The sequence below is a fragment of the Methylobacter sp. genome (assembly GCF_023227905.1).
GTDB lineage: Bacteria > Pseudomonadota > Gammaproteobacteria > Methylococcales > Methylomonadaceae > Methylobacter_A.
Map to the genome: position 1 here is coordinate 71,768 of NZ_JALOCF010000007.1, position 17,080 is coordinate 88,847.

The window sequence follows — 17,080 nt, forward strand, 5'->3', positions numbered from 1 at the left end:
GTCAGTGTTATCTGGCGCCGGTTTTTGACCGGAACAGGGTAATTGTTCGCATAGCGGTTGAGCTCAATACAGGCTTCTATATACGAAGTTGCCCTATTTAATCAATATCGATGTAATATGAAAAAACCATAGGGCTTATTTAGGGTTGGATTATGCTTCTGCTAATGAAACCCAAGAATAAGCTCTATGCCATTCATCATAAAATTTTTCTCCCTGTTTGAGGTTTTCGTATGTGGAAAAAAATTTACTCGACCGTTCTGACGCCTCGTCTTGATGACGAGGAACTCAACAAACATCTTAAAGCTATAAAATCGTCTATGCCCACGCCGGTCTTTTGGCTGTTGGGGAAAACGCAGTCGGGAAAAACTTCGATTATCAGAGCCTTGACCGGAGACAGCCGCGCGCAAATAGGCAACGGCATGAAGGCGTGTACCCAAACCGCATTCATTTACAATTTTCCTGATTCCCAGGATTGCATCATGCGCTTTCTGGATACGCGGGGATTGGGCGAAGTGGATTATGACCCGAAGCACGATATTGAAGCTTTCCGGGAACAGGCTCATGTTCTGATTGTGGTAATGAAGGCCATGGACCATTCCCAGCAAGCTGTTATGGAGGCTGTCCGTTCAATCCATAAAGCCAAGCCCGATTGGCCGGTTATTGTTGCGCAAACGTCATTGCATGAAGGTTACCCCGGCTCCGCTTTCGAACACTTGAGTCCCTATCCGTTTGATACCGAAGACTGGCCTGAAACAGTGCCTGAAAATCTGCGCCGATCTTTGCTTGAACAAAGAAAGCTGTTTAAAGACATCGATGCCCAGTTTGTCCCGGTTGACTTTACGCTGCCGGAAGATGGTTACCAGCCAGTCAATTACGGTTTGGAAGCCATCTGGCGTAGCCTGGAAACAGCATTGCCGCAGGGTATTGCTATCGTGCTTCATGATATGAAAGAAATCCGCAAGGAGCTGCATGATGCCTACAGCAAGGCGGCGCTTCCGCATATTATCGCCTATGCCCTGACTTCCGGAGCCGCCGGAGCCGTGCCAATCCCCTTTGTCAGTGTACCAGTGGTGACGCTGGTTCAGGCCAAAATGTTCCAGACTATCGCATCAATTTATAATTTCAAGCTGGACCGGAAAAGTTGGGTTGAAATCAGCAGTTCGCTGGGTATTACTCTACTGACTAATGTCGGCCGCCGCGAATTAGTCAAACTGATCCCCGGTTATGGCTCAGCCGTATCGTCTGTGCTGACTGCCGCAACCACTTATGCCTTAGGCAAGACATTAACGGTTTACTTTCAAAATTTACGTAGCGGGACAGCGTTATCCAGTGAGGCATTTCGGGGTATTTACCAGGAACAGTTTGAGCTGGGGCGAACCCTGTTAAAAGATTACGTAAGCGAAATTCAGCAGAAGGTGTTGAAATGAAAATGAAGACCCGCTGGATAGTTCATTTCCTGATCATAATGATCCCATTCAGCATCCCTTTGGCCGCAGGCTTTTACTGGTTATGGCTACAGCAAAAGCTGATTCTATGGTTTGCGGTTTCGGCAGCGTTAGGCGGAATATGGTGGCTCATTAACCAGCGCTTGAATAGGCGGGATATGCAACTGGAATTGCTCGACATTTCGCCGTCAGTCGAGAAAACCGCGCAAAGCCAACGGGCTTACGAAAAGATTGAACAAATTTCCGCGGCTCACAGAGCCGAGAATCCTGATCTGGAGTCTTCGGAATTCTATATGCAAACCCTGCTTGAAGTGATGCGGGCCGTTGCCGAGCAGTATTATCCGAAACGAAAAGACGCTCTGTTGGAAGTTAAGCTGCCTCATCTGCTTAAAGTCATCGAGATGCTGGCTCAGGAATTACGCGTCAGTCTTTCCGAAAGCGTGCCCGGCAGCCATATTTTCTCGGTGAGCGATATCGTCCGCAGCCGTCGCTTGGCTAGCCGCGGACGCGATCTCTATCGTTTGTTCCGCATCGTATCGGCCGGATTGGACCCGGTATCGGCAATAGTTCGCGAACTGAGAATTCTCACTACCGATAACCTGTTATCGTATTCCACCGAAGATCTCAAGCGCTGGCTTATCGACGCTTACATCAAGAAAATCGGCTATTACGCGATTGAACTTTATAGCGGGAACCTGGTCCTGGACAATAGTTTGTTCTCCAGCCCGACGCGGGCATCGCAACAGGAATTGGAAAAAATTAAGCGCCGGGAAGATGTTGCGACTGCGGAGCCGTTCCGCATAATGGTGCTGGGCCAGACCAATGCCGGCAAATCCAGTCTCATCAATGCCCTGTTCGGAGCTAAAAAAGCCGAAACCGATGTGATTCCTACGACCCAAGGTATCACGACTTATCTGTTGGAACGGCCCGGCTTGGAATCGGCGATTATATCGGACTGCGAAGGCTATGGCAGTGCCGATAGTCCGGCTTCGTTTTCCCGGATCTCCGACGAAATTATCCGCAGCGATATTATTATCATGACGATGTCAGCCGTTAACGCCGCGCGCGAGCCCGATAAAAAAATGCTGCAAGCCATTCGGGAGTGTTTTGCGAATCAGGACAAAAGCCGTTTGCCGCCCGTCGTTGTGGCATTGACGCATGTCGATCAGTTGCGGCCGGTCAGGGAGTGGAACCCGCCTTATGATGTGATGAAGACTCTCTCGGCGAAAGCTCAATCAATTAGATTGGCGATGGATGCGGTAGCGGAAGAGCTGGGATTGAATATCGATCAAATTGCGCCGGTCAACTTGAAGCCGGGCTTTGAATATAATATTGAGGAAGGGTTGGTTCCGGCTGTTTTTCAGCAGCTTGATCAGGCCAAGCAGGTGCGTTATCTGCGTTGTCTAAAGGAATATCATAAAGAAGATTATTGGCGCAGGCTTTGGAAGCAATCTAAAGGGGCAGGGCAGTTTATTGCGAAGCAAGGATTCAGTGCTTTTATCAAGTCGTCTGCCGCTCTGGTTGGAGAACGGAAAGGAAAGACCGACTAATCCGGCTATTCATGATACTGCTTTCTATGAAGAGTTTTGTAGGCTTACGACCCGGTAGATTTAATCAAGACTGAACTATTATGCGGTTATTTATGGGCTGGGCTTTACAAGCCTGAATCATATCATTCAAATTCCTAAAGAATGCTCAAACTCTTCCAGCGGCATGGCCTTGCCAATCAGGTTACCTTGATACACTTGGCAGCCGTGCGACTCTAAAAATGCGCGCTGCTGTTCCGTTTCTACGCCCTCGGCAATAATATCCATTCCCAGGTTGTGGGCCATGCCGATGATGGTCTGCACGATTACCGTGTCGGTGGGCTTAACCTCAATATTACGCACGAAAGACTTATCGATTTTCAGTTGGTCGAATGGCAGTTGCGCCAGGCAAGCCAGCGATGAATAGCCGGTGCCGAAATTATCGATAGAAAAGCTCAAGCCGACTTCTTTGAGTCTCTGCATTTTGGCAATGGTGTCGTCGATGTCGTCGAGTACCAGGCTCTCGGTAAATTCGAGCTTCAGTTGATTTGCTTTGATCGCGAATTTGTTGAGCGTGGCGCACACTTGTTCGATAAAGTCGGGCTGATGGAATTGGCGCGCGCTGACGTTAACGGCAAGCTGCAAATCGCGAGTTTGCGCCTGGTTTTCCCATTGTTTAAGTTGGGCGCAAGTAGCTTCCAGCACCCACTGTCCAAGAGGTATTATGAGTCCGATTTCTTCGGCCAGTGGAATGAATTCATGCGGCTGGACAAGTCCGCGTTCAGAATGATCCCATCGCAATAACGCTTCGGCGCCAACGGTTTTACCGTCATAGCGCGCCTGCCGCTGAAAAAAGAGCTTGAATTGATTCCTCATCAGCGCAAAGCGCAAGTCTGCTTCCAAAGCGGCCCGAGCCGTAACCGTCTCTTGCATATCCCGGTCGAAGAAACGCAGAGTGTTGCGGCCTGCGGACTTGGCGCCATACATGGCGATATCCGCCCGTTTCAGAAGAGTGCTTATTTCATGTTGGTGGTTGATGAATAGCGTGATGCCGATGCTCGGAGTGTTTCGATACTCATGGGTGGCGAGTTGGTAGGCCTGGTTTAGCGAGCTAATGATTTTTTCGCCAGTGGTTTTGGCCTTGACAGCGGCTTCTTCAATATTCCCGCTCAGTTCTTCCAACATGATTACAAACTCGTCGCCGCCCTGACGAGACACAGTGTCGCCTTCACGCACACAATCGATAAGCCGCCTTGCAACCTGTTGCAATAATATGTCTCCCATATCATGTCCCAGAAGGTCATTCAGGGATTTGAAGTTATCCAGGTCAATAAATAGCAGCGCCCCGTATTTTTTGCTACGCGTGCTGGTGGCCAGCGCTTGTTGCAGCCTGTCCAGCAGCAGTCTGCGGTTCGGCAAGGCAGTCAGCGGATCGTAATAAGCCAGCTGTTTTATTTCATCCTCTGAGGCTTTGCGGGCCGATATATCAGTATGCGAGCCGACATAGTGAGTGACGTTCCCGGCATTGTCCTTTACCGCGGTGATGGTGAGCCATTTGGGATAGATTTCGCCATTTTTGCGTTGATCCCATATTTCGCCTTGCCAAGAACCAGTACGATGAATGCACTCCCACATTTCAGCGTAAAAGGCCGTGTCATGGCACCCCGAATGAAACATACGCGGCGTATGACCGATGAGTTCCTCGGCGCTGTAACCGGTGATCTCGGTAAAGGCCCGGTTAACCCGTAAAATCTGATTATCGGCATTGGTGATCATGATGCCTTCCTGAGCCTCAAAGGCGACGGCGGCAATGCGCAATTCTTCTTCTGTATGTTTGCTTTCGGTGATATCGGCAAGAGTGATGCGTAACATTGATATTTCGGCGTTTCTCAATACCGGCAGGCAGTCCAGTCGGGCATGAAAGTAGCTGTCGCCGCGTTTCATCATCAGTTCGACGATTTTCTGCTCTTTTCCATGGGTCAGTGTATTTTTGAGCAGAAAATAGCAGCGGTCGCTGTCTTTGGGGGCGACCAAGCCGGCGAAATGTTGGTTTATCAGATTGTTGCGCTCCACTCCGAGCAGCGTGGCGGCGGTAAGATTGGCCTCGATGATCTTGCCTTCGGGCGTGAGGGTGATGTATCCGACGGGAGCGAACTCATAGAGATCGAGGTAACGGTTATGAGAGGCTTCCAGAGCGAGGCGGGCGCGCTGTAATTCATCGTTTTGCATCTCCAGTTCGATCTGATGCGTCTGTAATTCATGAAGCAATGTTTCCACAGAATGGAGCGATGGATCGACCGGAGGGCGGGCACGGCGATCCACGGCCCCGGTACGAGGTTTTAGTCGTCGATCCAGTTTGATGGGTTTGCTTTTCATGTAAACTCCATACTGTTATTTCCAGGTAAGACATATAAGGTTGAGTTCTTCCTTTTACTTACTTAAATGGTAGTTCTGGATAATATAATACAACCTATAGCCTGTCGGTAACATTATCCATCGCCAGCAGAATCAATTGCGGTTCGCCGGTCTGGCCGATGAGGCTGCGGGCGTTGAGCAGCATTTTGCGGTGACCGATGGTGGGAAAGTCATGCTCCATCGGATAGTTCTCAAAAGCTTGATGGTCGGACAGGACAGCCTTTAATAAATCGCGCAAGATTGGAATATTCCATTGGCCGTTACCCAGTTCGTAGATCGGCTGCCCCACGGTTTGCTCTATAGTCACCTGAAAACTTTGGTAAAACGAGCGGCTGGCAGCGACGACCTTCAACGCGTCATTGAGTACAATCAGCGGTTCGCACACTGTTTTTGCGATGCCTTCGGCCAATAATCTTGTTTCCAGTACCTGTATTGCCCGAGTGCGTTCGGTGATATTGGTGAAGGTCATCACTACGCCGTCAATCATGTTTTCCAGCGTCCGGTAAGGCTGGATGCGCGCCAGATACCAGTTGCCGTTCAATGTCTTTACTTCACGTTCTATGGGGATCAGGTTATCGAGTACCTGACGGACAACATCCAGCAGGTCTTCAGACTCCAGCTCGGATTTGATGTCGCTCAGGGCGCGTCCCATATCCGAGGCGGCAAGACGGTAAATTAATGTCGCATCGCGCGTGAAACGCCGGATTATCAGGTGCTGGTCGAGAAAAATGATGCCGATTTGAACGTTGTCGAGCAGGTTTTTCATGTCGTTTTGCATGTCGGCCAGTTGTGCAATTTTGGCCTGTAGTTCCGAGTTTACGGTGACCAGTTCTTCATTGATGGATTGAAGCTCCTCTTTGGAGGTTTCCAGTTCTTCATTGGAGGATTGTAATTCTTCGTTGGTTGACTGCATCTCTTCGTTGGTGCATTTAAGCTCCTCGTTGGAGGCATGCTGTTCCTCGATGGTGGCCTGGAGGTTTTCTTTGGTGTAAGCCAGTTCACGCTCCAGTTCTTCGATAAGCCGCAATTCATTCAGTTTGGCGGTGCGCTTGGTGTGCCCCGGTTTTCCGGGCTTCGGCTGGATTATGTCCTGAAAGCTTATTAGTAGCAGCTTTTGTTGATTATTCGGATCGGTCAGGAGACGTACGTTAAGGAGTGCCAGCTGAAAATCACCGTTGTTCTTGAATGACAGCTCCCGGTTCAGGGTGGGCTTGTCTTGGTTGGCGTTCTGAATGGCGGAGCGCAGTTCCGGTTGCAGGCCTTCTCTCGCCATATCGATTATGTTGAGGGTGGCCTGGCCGGGTGCAGGGCGCAAGTATTTGCCGGTCTCGCCATAGACGTAGAGGATATTGCCCTTGAGATCCGTCACTGCTGAGGCGGGGGCGTAACATTGCAGCAGCATACGCCGGGTCAGCTCGGCCAGATTGCTCTCCCAGGCGGTTTTTACGATGTCCACCGTCGCTTTGTGGGCCGGTTCTGTCGTCCAGTTTAAATTGCTGGTCAAAAGAGCGCGGGCTGAGGCGGAGATGTGGGTGCTGCGGTAGAGTTTCCATTTGCGGTTGAGTGGCGTAAACAGTTCGTTATGATTGCCGATGCTTTCCGACGGCGACAGAAACAGTATGCCGCCGGGCTTGAGTGCATAGTGAAAGGCCGGGATGAGCCGGTTTTGCAGTTCCGGCTCCAGATAAATCATCAGATTGCGGCAGCTGAGCAGATCCAGCTTGGTAAAAGGCGGGTCCTTAACGATGTTCTGGACGGCGAACACTATCATCTCGCGTATTTCTTTTTTCATCCGATAGCCTCCGTCTTCCTTGATAAAAAAACGGCGTAGCCGTTCAGGCGTGACATCCAGCGCGATGTTGGGTGGATATAACCCGGCACGGGCGACAGTAATGGTGTCGGCGGCAAGGTCGGTGCCGTAAATCTGTACTTTAAAATTGTAGTGTTTTTCATCCATTAGCTCGCGCAACACCATGGCAATGGAATAGGCTTCCTCACCCGTGGCGCAACCTGCCACCCAGGCACGGAAAACATAGGTTTCCGGTTTATCCGCGAGCAGTGTCGGCAGAATGTCCTGCTTCAGCACTACGAAAGCCTCCGGGTCGCGAAAGAAGTTGGTGACATTGATCAACAGTTCCTTGAACAGCGCCGATGTTTCGGACGGATGTTCCTTGAGGTAGCTGGCATAAGTTTCGGTGTTCTCAATGCCGTTTTGCGACATGCGGCGCTGAATGCGGCGAGTAATGGTGCTTTTTTTGTAGAGTGAAAAATCATGGCCGGTGCTGGTGCGTATCTGCATCAAAATGCGATTCATGCCGCTTAACGCCGGGGCGGCCGGAGGCTGCATGAGGAGCAGTGCGCGCGCGTCGGACAGCAGTGCTTCCGGCATTTTCTCTACCGGTAAAACGTGAGTGACGTAACCTGACTGAATGGCGCTGGACGGCATGCCGTCGAATTTGGCGGTAGCCGGTTCCTGGGCCATGGTAATGCCGCCTGCGCCGAGGATGGCGCGCAATCCCAGCGTACCGTCGGTGCCGGTGCCGGAGAGAATAATGCCGATAGCCTTTTCCGACTGATCTTCAGCCAGGGAGCGCAGGAAGGAATCAATAGGCATGCGTTGGCCGTGCGGCATTGCCGGTATGCTTAATTGCAATGCACCGTGGAATATAGACATGTCGCGGTTGGGAGGAATCACATAGACGCAGTTAGGCCTAGCTTGCATTTGATCTTCCGCCTCAGCTACCGGCATGGTCGTAGTGCGTTGCAAAATCTCTGTCAGAATACTGGCATGGCTCGGATCGAGATGCGAGATCAGCACGAAGGCCATGCCGGTATTTGCCGGAATATGGCGGAAGAATTGCTCTAAAGCTTCCAGTCCCCCGGCGGAAGCGCCTATGCCCACAATGGGAAAGTCAGTGCTTTGTTGAGACTGATTTTCAGGGTGAGCCGAAAGAATTGATGGGTTTATATTCTGGGTCATTGATAGGTGCTCTGTTCGCGTGTCACTGCGGCGTCGGGATCTTTGAATTATCAGGATTTAATAGCGCGTTATCGGGAAAGTCAATTCATTTTCCCGTGATGTGTTCAACGTCGAGTTAATCGCGCCATCCGGTTTTACCGTGCGTAGACGCTAAAGAAACGCAAATGGGTGGTGTGAACTACAGTCATTTTTTCCATCTTCAGGTCGGCGGCTTGAGCTCTGTTTACGGCTTGTCGAACACAGGGGTGGCAGGATGATCACAAGTAATGGAAACCATTTGTTAAAGCACTTTCGCTACGCCTTGTCGATGTTGAGAATGCCTCGTTTTTATGGTTTAATGCTACGGTTTTACGTCTTTATGCGCCTCTTGTTTTATTGATATTGAAATGAAAGGATGGTTTCGCCGCAACTTGATTGGAGAGCAGGCTATTAACTATGCAATTTATTATTAAAAAAGGTTTGGATCTACCTATCACTGGAGAGCCCGAACAAGTTATTGAGGATGGCAATAAGGTTAAGTCCGTTGCTATTCTGGGAATGGATTATGTGGGCATGAAGCCTACTATGATGGTCAGTGAAGGCGATACGGTCAAGCTGGGCCAAGTGCTTTTTTCTGACAAGAAGAATCCTGGTGTCAACTTTACTTCGCCTGGTGCGGGCGTTGTTCAATCCATTAACCGCGGTGCAAAACGTGTTTTGCAGTCTGTTGTGATCGAACTGAAAGGAACGGGACAAGAGTCATTTGCAAAATACAAAGCTTCCGAGTTAAGTGATCTGTCAGCAGAGCAGGTTAAAGAAAACCTGTTGGCGTCCGGCTTGTGGACAACATTGCGCACACGTCCTTACGGCAAAATTCCTGCTGTAGACAGCAAGCCCCGTTCTATTTTCGTGACCGCAATCGATACCAGCCCGTTAGCGGCAAATCCTGCGGTTATCATTAAAGAGCGTGGCGACGACTTTGCTAATGGTTTGGCGGTTATTGCCAAACTGACACAAGGTAAAACTTATGTTTGCAAAGCGACTGGCGCTGATGTTGCAACCGGTAACGCGTCTGTAACCACTGCCGAGTTTTCCGGTCCTCATCCTGCGGGACTGCCAAGCACCCATATTCATCTGATTGATCCGGTCAGTATCGATAAATTCGTCTGGCATTTGGATTATCAGGCGGTGATGGCTATTGGCGCGTTATTTACCACCGGTAAAATCAATGTCGAACGCATTGTTTCATTAGCAGGGCCTACCGTTAAAAAGCCGAGATTGATTCGTACCCGCGTCGGCGCAAACACGGATGATTTGGTTGCCGGCCAATTGGAAGAAGTTGAAAATCGGGTGATTTCAGGTTCGGTGCTGTATGGGCATCTTGCGGCAGATTGGGCGGCCTTTTTGGGTTGCTACAATACGCAGGTTTCTGTATTACAAGAAGGTCGCGCCCGTGAATTGTTCGGTTGGATTGTTCCTGGTAAAAACAAATATTCTGCATTGAATGTTTATACGTCAAGCGTTGATCGTAAGCTGAATCGCAAATTCCCATTAACAACTGACAAAAACGGCAGCAACCGGGCGATTGTTCCTGTTGGTGTTTATGAAGCCGTCATGCCGTTGGATATTTTGCCTACACCGCTGTTAAAAGCGCTGATAGTGGGTGATTCCGACCAGGCTCAGTTATTGGGTTGTTTGGAATTGGATGAGGAAGATGTGTCTTTATTTACGTTTGTGGATCCTGGTAAACACGATTTCGCCTCTGTTCTGAGAGCGAATTTAACTAAAATTGAGAAGGAAGGATAATGTCGCCTAGAGATATTTTAGATAGCATGGAGCCGCATTTCACCAAGGGTGGGCGGTTCGAAAAGTATTACGGTCTCTACGAGATGGTGGATACTTTTATCTATACACCGGCTGATGTAACGCGCGGAACCACGCATGTTCGGGACGGCAACGACCTGAAACGAACCATGACTTTTGTTGTGATCGCGACGTTTTTCTGTATTTTGATGGCTCTGTACAACACCGGCTACCAAGCTAACTTGGCTATGGCAAAGATGGGCTTGGAACAGGCTCAGGATTGGCGTCGTATTCCGATGATGATCTTCGGCTACAGCACGATGAATCCGCTTTCCAACCTGGTTCACGGCGCTTTGTACTTTCTGCCTATTTATTTAGTGACGTTGGCTATCGGCGGCATTTGGGAAGTATTGTTCGCAACGGTTCGCGGCCATGAAGTCAACGAAGGCTTTCTGGTGTCGTCAATGTTGTACACATTGATTTTGCCTCCCGATATGCCTTTATGGCAGGTGGCTTTGGGTATTTCCTTCGGTATTGTTATCGGTAAGGAAGTATTCGGCGGTACCGGTAAAAACTTTTTGAATCCTGCGTTGACTGGACGGGCGTTTTTATATTTTGCCTACCCAGCGTCTATTTCAGGCGATTCCGTTTGGGTTGCGGTTGACGGCTATACAGCGGCTACGCCTTTAGGTTTGGCGGCGAACGGCGGTCTTGATGCGGTTTATGCCGCTAATTACGGCTGGATGCAAAGCTTTTTCGGTTTTGAACCGGGCTGTCTTGGTGAAACATCAACACTGGCTATTTTGATCGGTGCGGCCTTCTTGTTGTACACCAAAGTTGCATCGTACCGCATTATGGGTGGCGTATTTGCTGGCATGGTAGCGACTTCGTTGCTGTTCAACATGATAGGCAGCGATACCAACCATATGTTTGCGATACCCTGGTACTGGCATTTGACCATGGGCGGTTTTGCTTTCGGTATGGTTTATATGGCCACCGACCCAGTGAGTGCGGCAATGACCGATACTGGTCGCTGGGTATTCGGCGCTTTAGTCGGAGTTATGACTGTATTGATCAGAGTTGTTAATCCTGCGTTTCCGGAAGGTATTATGCTGGCAATTCTATTTTCCAATATGTTCGCGCCTACGATTGATTATTTTGTCATTCAGGCCAATATCAGAAGAAGGATGAAACGCCATGCTTAATGAACAGTTAAATAAAGTATCCGCAAAATTGGATAAATGCGAGCATTACCAAAAATTCAAAGTCTACAGGGATAAAGTTCTAGCCTTGGGCAATGATAGCTTAGAAAAAACTATTGCTATTGCTGTTGCGCTTTGCTTGGTTTGTGCGGTTTTGGTTTCATTTTCAGCGGTTGCGTTAAAGCCTCTTCAAGTCAATAACAAAGAAGCGGACATGAAGAAGAACATTCTTGATGTAGCAGGCTTGCTTGAAGAAGGCGCTAATATCGATGCAGTGTTTAAAGACAAGATCGAAGCAAAAGTCGTTAACCTGGAAACAGGCGATTATGCTGAGGACATAAACCCAGCTGAATACGACCAGCGTAAAGCGGCAAAAGATCCGGCTATGAGCGTCGCTATTCCTAAGGAAAAAGACATTGCTCATATCAGGATAAAGCCTAAATACGCGAAAGTTTTCTTGGTTAAAGAGGGGGGTGCGATTAAGTCGATTATTCTGCCTATAAACGGTTACGGCTTGTGGTCAACCTTATACGGTTTCCTGTCATTGGAAGCCGATGGGCAAACCGTGCAAAGCATCAACTTTTACGATCAAGCGGAAACTCCGGGATTGGGTGGCGAAGTGGTTAACCCTAACTGGCGCGCGCTTTGGAAAGGCAAAAAAGTCTATGCCGAAACCGAGCAGGCTTCACTGGAAAAAGGTCTGATAGAGGAAGCCGAGATTGGCGAGCCTGCATTAGCCCTGATTAAAGGTGTGGTCGATAACAGCAAGCCGGGTTCTCAATATCAGGTTGACGGTCTTGCTGGAGCGTCATTAACCAGTACCGGTGTAACTAATCTGGTCAGATACTGGATGAGCAAAGAAGGCTTTGCCAAGTATTTAGCCAAAGTAAGAACGGTTAAAGGAAAAGAGTCATGAGTGAAATTTTAAATGATGAAACCAAAAAAGTACTGACCGAGCCGTTGGTTGACAACAACCCGATTACTTTACAAGTATTGGGTATCTGTTCGGCGTTAGCGGTGACCTCGCAAATGTCGACTTCGCTGATTATGGCGTTGGCCTTGACCTTGGTGACGGCGTTTTCCAGTGCGGCAATCAGTGCGATCAGAAACCACATTCCCGGCAGCATCAGGATCATCGTGCAGATGACTATTATTGCCTCCTTGGTTATCGTGGTAGACCAGATGCTGAAAGCCTTCGCTTACGAAATCAGCAAGCAATTGTCTGTATTCGTGGGCCTGATCATTACCAACTGTATCGTGATGGGGCGTGCCGAAGGTTATGCGATGAAAAATCCGCCTTTAGCAAGTTTTATGGACGGCATCGGTAATGGTTTGGGATACAGCTTGATTTTGATTACCGTCTCTTTTATTAGAGAGTTGCTGGGTTCAGGTAAGTTGCTGGGCATTGAAATGTTTACGCTCAGCAAAGATGGCGGCTGGTATGATCCGAACGGTCTGATGCTGTTGCCTCCGAGCGCATTTTTTATCATCGGTTTGATTATCTGGGGCGTCCGTCAATGGAAACCAAAGCAAGTTGAAGCTGCGGATTTCAAAATCATGTCGATTGCTCATGGTGAAGGAGGACATCACTAATGGAAGCTTATATTAGTCTTTTCATCAAGGCTGTCTTTATTGAAAACCTGGCGCTGTCCTTCTTTTTGGGCATGTGTACGTTTATCGCGGTTTCCAAGAAGATCTCGACAGCGATGGGTTTAGGTATTGCGGTCATGATGGTGCAAATTATTACCGTACCGGCCAATAACTTTATTTATCACGCCCTGTTAAAGGAAGATGCCTTATCCTGGATGGGCATTACCGGCGTTGATTTAAGCTTTTTGGCGCTGCTAAGCTGTATCGGCGTTATTGCTGCGTTAGTGCAAATTCTGGAAATGATTTTAGATAAATTCTTTCCTGCTTTGTACCATGCGTTAGGGATTTTCTTGCCTTTGATCACAGTGAACTGTGCGATTTTAGCCGGCAGTTTGTTCATGATTGAACGCGACTACAATCTGCCTGAAAGCGTTGTGTACGGTGTGGGCAGCGGCTTTGGTTGGGCGCTGGCTATTACTGTCATGGCAGGGGTGCGCGAAAAACTCAAATACAGTGATATACCTGCTGGTTTACAAGGTCTAGGTATTACCTTTATTACTGCGGGTCTGATGTCGCTTGGCTTCATGGCTTTCTCTGGAATCCAACTTTAAGGGTGCGGCATGCTTGAAATTCTATTAGGGATTATTATTTTCACGGCTTTTGTAATTGCGCTGGTATTTGTAATTATCGGTGCTAAAAGCAAATTGGTCGCTGAAGGGGATGTGGAAATTCTTATCAATGATGAAAAGAAAATTCATGTACCTGTAGGGTCTAAATTATTAACTGCTTTGGCTGATAACGGTTTGTTTGTTTCATCGGCTTGTGGCGGCGGCGGGACTTGCGGGCAATGCAAGGTGAAAGTCAATTCAGGCGGCGGTGAAATCTTAGCCACTGAATTAAGCCATATCAGTAAGCGGGAAGCGGCTCACGGCGAGCGTCTTGCTTGCCAGGTTTCGATTAAGCACAACATGGACATTGAAGTCGAAGACAGTGTTTTCGGCGTTAAAAAATGGGAATGCACGGTTAAATCGAATGATAACGTTGCCACTTTCATTAAGGAACTGGTGCTGGAGTTGCCGGCAGGCGAAGAAATCAAGTATCGCGCGGGCGGGTATATTCAAATCGAATGTCCTCCGCACGTTTCTAAATACAGTGATTTCAACGTCGAAGAACGATTCCGCGATGACTGGGATAAGTTTAACTTGTGGCGCTATGTCTCTACTGTAAAAGAGCCTGCGTTGCGCGCTTATTCGATGGCAAGTTATCCTGAAGAAAAAGAAATCATGCTGAACGTACGTATTGCGACACCGCCTCCCGGCGCGCCGGATAGCGTACCTCCAGGTATCATGTCTTCTTATATCTTTAACCTGAAACCCGGTGATAAATGTATTGTTTCCGGTCCTTATGGTGAATTCTTCGCAAAAGAAACTGATGCCGAAATGGTCTTTATTGGTGGTGGTGCGGGTATGGCGCCGATGCGTTCGCATATCTTCGATCAATTACGCAGGCTGAAATCCAAGCGTAAAATGAGCTTCTGGTATGGTGCTCGCAGTAAGCGCGAAATGTTCTATGTAGAAGATTTCGATATGCTGGCCAAGGAAAATGAAAATTTCGAATGGCATGTTGCATTGTCGGATCCATTGCCTGAAGATAATTGGACAGGCTATACCGGCTTTATTCATAATGTTCTTTTTGAAGAATATATTAAGAATCATCCGGCTCCGGAAGATTGTGAGTTTTATATGTGCGGACCGCCGATGATGAACTCGGCGGTAATCAAGATGCTGTTGGATAATGGCGTAGAGCCTGAAAATATCCTGCTGGACGATTTCGGCGGATAAGTAATCTAATAAATTCTCTTCTTGTTTAATAGACGGGAGAGAATGAAAGCATCAAACTAAACGAGGAGTGCGGCTTGACCTGCTCCTCGTTTTTTTATTGTCGGTTTTACAAACTTATGAGGTGGTACCATGACTTACTTTTTAGTGACTTTTGTGTTCATGGCTGTTGTTATTGCTATTATGGCGATAGGCGTTATTTTTGGTAGGCGCGCGATTAAAGGATCGTGTGGCGGCGCGGCAAACGGTGCAGATTGTGTTTGCGTGGAAAAATGTGATAAAAGAAAGAAAATGGAAGCGGAAGCTCGTTTGAATCAAGGATCTTAGGATTTCACAATAACAAACAACGCAGGAGTTTATCATGTTGGCAAAAATTACTGTTGCAGATTACATGTCAAAAAGATTGGTTACACTTGCAAAGGATAATGATGTAGTTGATGCAGTAAATAAACTACTGGATCATAAAATTACCGGTGCTCCTGTTGTTGACCAATCAGGCCGATTGCTGGGCATGTTTTCTGAAAAAGACGTCATGAATATTGTTTTGGAAGCAGCTTATAACCAAAGCATGACTGGCAAGGTTGGCGATTACATGACTAAAGAAATCATTAGCGTGGATGCTGAATCCAGCATTGTCGATTTGGCGGAGAAGTTCCAGCAAACTTCAGTCAGGAGTTTTCCTGTCTTTCAGGACCATGAGCTGGTGGGGATTGTCAGTCGTACGGATGTTTTAAGGGCTCTGGCTTCAATTCATTAAGGTTTTAAGGTAACCGTCGTCGTAGCGGCTTGTGCGGCGTTTTCAGTATTTATGGCCGTCAAAAAATAATGAGTGATGCGCAGACTTTCTATTGGCATGATTATGAAACTTTCGGTACGGATCCTCGAAGAGACAAACCGGTTCAATTTGCCGGGATTCGTACCGACTTAGATTTTAATATTGTAGATGAGCCTTTGGTTGTTTACTGCAAGCCTGCGACAGACTGCCTGCCTCATCCCGATGCCTGTTTAATTACCGGTATTACACCACAGCTTGCGGAGCAAAAAGGTGTCTGTGAAGCCGAGTTTATTCGTTTGATTCATGAGCAATTGGCTCGGCCTAATACGTGTACCCTCGGATATAACAGTCTTCGTTTTGATGATGAAGTTACTCGCAATTGTCTTTATCGCAATTTTTACGATCCCTACGCAAGAGAGTGGCAAAATGGCAACTCCCGGTGGGATTTAATCGATGTGGTTAGGGCTGCAAAAGCTCTGCGTCCGGATGGCATCGTTTGGCCTGTTAACGAAGAGGGTGGTCCCAGTTTTAGGTTGGATCAACTCACTCGTGCTAACAATATAGCCCATGAAGCAGCGCATGATGCGCTTTCAGATGTCTATGCCACCATTGCAATTACCAAGTTGGTTAAGCAGGCCCAGCCCAAGCTTTATCAGTTTTTGTTGCAGCATCGGGTTAAAGCTGAAGCACTTAGATTGCTTCAGTTGGGCAGTTTTAAACCTGTCGTGCATATTTCAGGCAAATACCCGGCCGTTAAAAATTGTCTGGCTGTAGTGCTTTCGATTTGCAAGCATCCTATCAATACCAACGGCGTAATTGTCTATGATTTATCCGTTGATCCTGAGCCGATGCTTAGCTTGACGGTGGAAGAAATCCAGCAAAGGATATTTACTGCAACTGCGGACTTGCCGGAAGGCGTGGAAAGAATTCCGCTAAAAACCGTGCACATTAATAAATGCCCTGTCTTGGCGCCCGTGTCTGTCATCGGGCCGGAGGATGCGCAGCGCCTGGATATCGATCTGGCGTTTTGCTACGCCAATATCGATAAGCTTAAAGCTGCTCCCGGCTTGTCTGAAAAGTTGGCGGCTGTTTTTAGTGGTTCAGCATACACCGAACAAGACTCTGATCCTGATCTGGAAATATACAGTGGCGGTTTTTTTTCTGAACATGATAAGAATCAAATGGCCAAAATCAGGGGATTTTCACCCGAACAATTAGCAAAATCTGAATTTAGGTTTGCTGATCGTCGATTGCCGGAAATGTTATTTAGATATCGTGCCAGAAATTATCCTGAAACGTTGGATGCGGGAGAGTTGCAAAGATGGAATGAGTTCTGTATAAACAGGCTAACAGGCCGTCAAACCGGGGGCGGCATTGTGTTCGATAATTATTTCAATCGACTGCAGGAACTGTGTCGAGACGAAAATACAAATACACAGATTATTAATGTTTTGGAAACTTATGCGCTTGAGAAAATGCAGTTTTTGGGCCTCACTAAGCCATTCATTTGAGCTGAATAGATAAATA

At 47.9% G+C, this 17,080-nt stretch carries 13 protein-coding genes; 11 read left to right on the plus strand and 2 right to left on the minus strand.

The window, feature by feature from the left end; genetic code table 11:
• Positions 1-230: 230 nt before the first annotated feature.
• Positions 231-1,427 carry a GTPase gene (locus M0R47_RS04770; RefSeq protein ID WP_292551033.1) on the plus strand — a complete coding sequence of 399 codons (1,197 nt, stop codon included), beginning with the start codon at positions 231-233 and terminating at the stop codon, positions 1,425-1,427.
• Positions 1,424-2,995, plus strand: a complete 1,572-nt coding sequence (locus tag M0R47_RS04775) for a GTPase (protein WP_292551036.1) — start codon at positions 1,424-1,426, stop codon at positions 2,993-2,995. The genes M0R47_RS04770 and M0R47_RS04775 overlap by 4 nt, the downstream gene beginning before the upstream one ends.
• Before the next feature lie 126 nt (positions 2,996-3,121).
• Here M0R47_RS04775 and M0R47_RS04780 read toward each other — a convergent pair whose 3' ends face one another.
• Together M0R47_RS04780 and M0R47_RS04785 are read right to left on the minus strand one after the other, a co-directional pair.
• Positions 3,122-5,347, minus strand: coding sequence for a GGDEF and EAL domain-containing protein (locus tag M0R47_RS04780; RefSeq protein WP_292551038.1), 2,226 nt, complete (start codon positions 5,345-5,347; stop codon positions 3,122-3,124).
• A gap of 94 nt (positions 5,348-5,441) precedes the next feature.
• Positions 5,442-8,366 carry a chemotaxis protein CheB gene (locus tag M0R47_RS04785; RefSeq protein WP_292551041.1) on the minus strand — a complete coding sequence of 975 codons (2,925 nt, stop codon included), beginning with the start codon at positions 8,364-8,366 and terminating at the stop codon, positions 5,442-5,444.
• Positions 8,367-8,801: 435 nt separating this feature from the next.
• Between M0R47_RS04785 and M0R47_RS04790 the strand changes: the two genes are divergently transcribed.
• From M0R47_RS04790 to sbcB, 9 genes are all read left to right on the plus strand, one after another.
• Complete coding sequence (locus M0R47_RS04790) at positions 8,802-10,151, plus strand: Na(+)-translocating NADH-quinone reductase subunit A (RefSeq protein ID WP_292551044.1); 1,350 nt, start codon at positions 8,802-8,804, stop codon at positions 10,149-10,151.
• Positions 10,151-11,353: an NADH:ubiquinone reductase (Na(+)-transporting) subunit B gene (locus M0R47_RS04795; RefSeq protein ID WP_292551047.1), complete on the plus strand. Its 1,203-nt coding sequence runs from the start codon at positions 10,151-10,153 to the stop codon at positions 11,351-11,353. The genes M0R47_RS04790 and M0R47_RS04795 overlap by 1 nt, the downstream gene beginning before the upstream one ends.
• A complete protein-coding gene (locus M0R47_RS04800) occupies positions 11,346-12,266 on the plus strand; it encodes a Na(+)-translocating NADH-quinone reductase subunit C (protein WP_292551049.1) in 921 nt (306 codons plus the stop codon). The genes M0R47_RS04795 and M0R47_RS04800 overlap by 8 nt, the downstream gene beginning before the upstream one ends.
• Complete coding sequence (locus M0R47_RS04805; RefSeq protein WP_292551052.1) at positions 12,263-12,943, plus strand: NADH:ubiquinone reductase (Na(+)-transporting) subunit D; 681 nt, start codon at positions 12,263-12,265, stop codon at positions 12,941-12,943. Before M0R47_RS04800 ends, M0R47_RS04805 begins: the two co-directional genes overlap by 4 nt.
• Positions 12,943-13,551, plus strand: a complete 609-nt coding sequence (nqrE, locus tag M0R47_RS04810) for an NADH:ubiquinone reductase (Na(+)-transporting) subunit E (RefSeq protein ID WP_292435736.1) — start codon at positions 12,943-12,945, stop codon at positions 13,549-13,551. The genes M0R47_RS04805 and nqrE overlap by 1 nt, the downstream gene beginning before the upstream one ends.
• Before the next feature lie 9 nt (positions 13,552-13,560).
• Entirely contained in the window at positions 13,561-14,781 is a 1,221-nt protein-coding gene (gene nqrF, locus M0R47_RS04815; protein WP_292551055.1) for an NADH:ubiquinone reductase (Na(+)-transporting) subunit F, read from the plus strand.
• A 129-nt stretch (positions 14,782-14,910) separates the two neighbouring features.
• Positions 14,911-15,105: a (Na+)-NQR maturation NqrM gene (gene nqrM / locus M0R47_RS04820; RefSeq protein WP_292551059.1), complete on the plus strand. Its 195-nt coding sequence runs from the start codon at positions 14,911-14,913 to the stop codon at positions 15,103-15,105.
• A gap of 34 nt (positions 15,106-15,139) precedes the next feature.
• Positions 15,140-15,535 carry a CBS domain-containing protein gene (locus tag M0R47_RS04825; RefSeq protein WP_292551062.1) on the plus strand — a complete coding sequence of 132 codons (396 nt, stop codon included), beginning with the start codon at positions 15,140-15,142 and terminating at the stop codon, positions 15,533-15,535.
• Positions 15,536-15,603: 68 nt separating this feature from the next.
• Positions 15,604-17,064, plus strand: a complete 1,461-nt coding sequence (gene sbcB, locus M0R47_RS04830) for an exodeoxyribonuclease I (protein WP_292551066.1) — start codon at positions 15,604-15,606, stop codon at positions 17,062-17,064.
• Positions 17,065-17,080 lie beyond the last annotated feature (16 nt).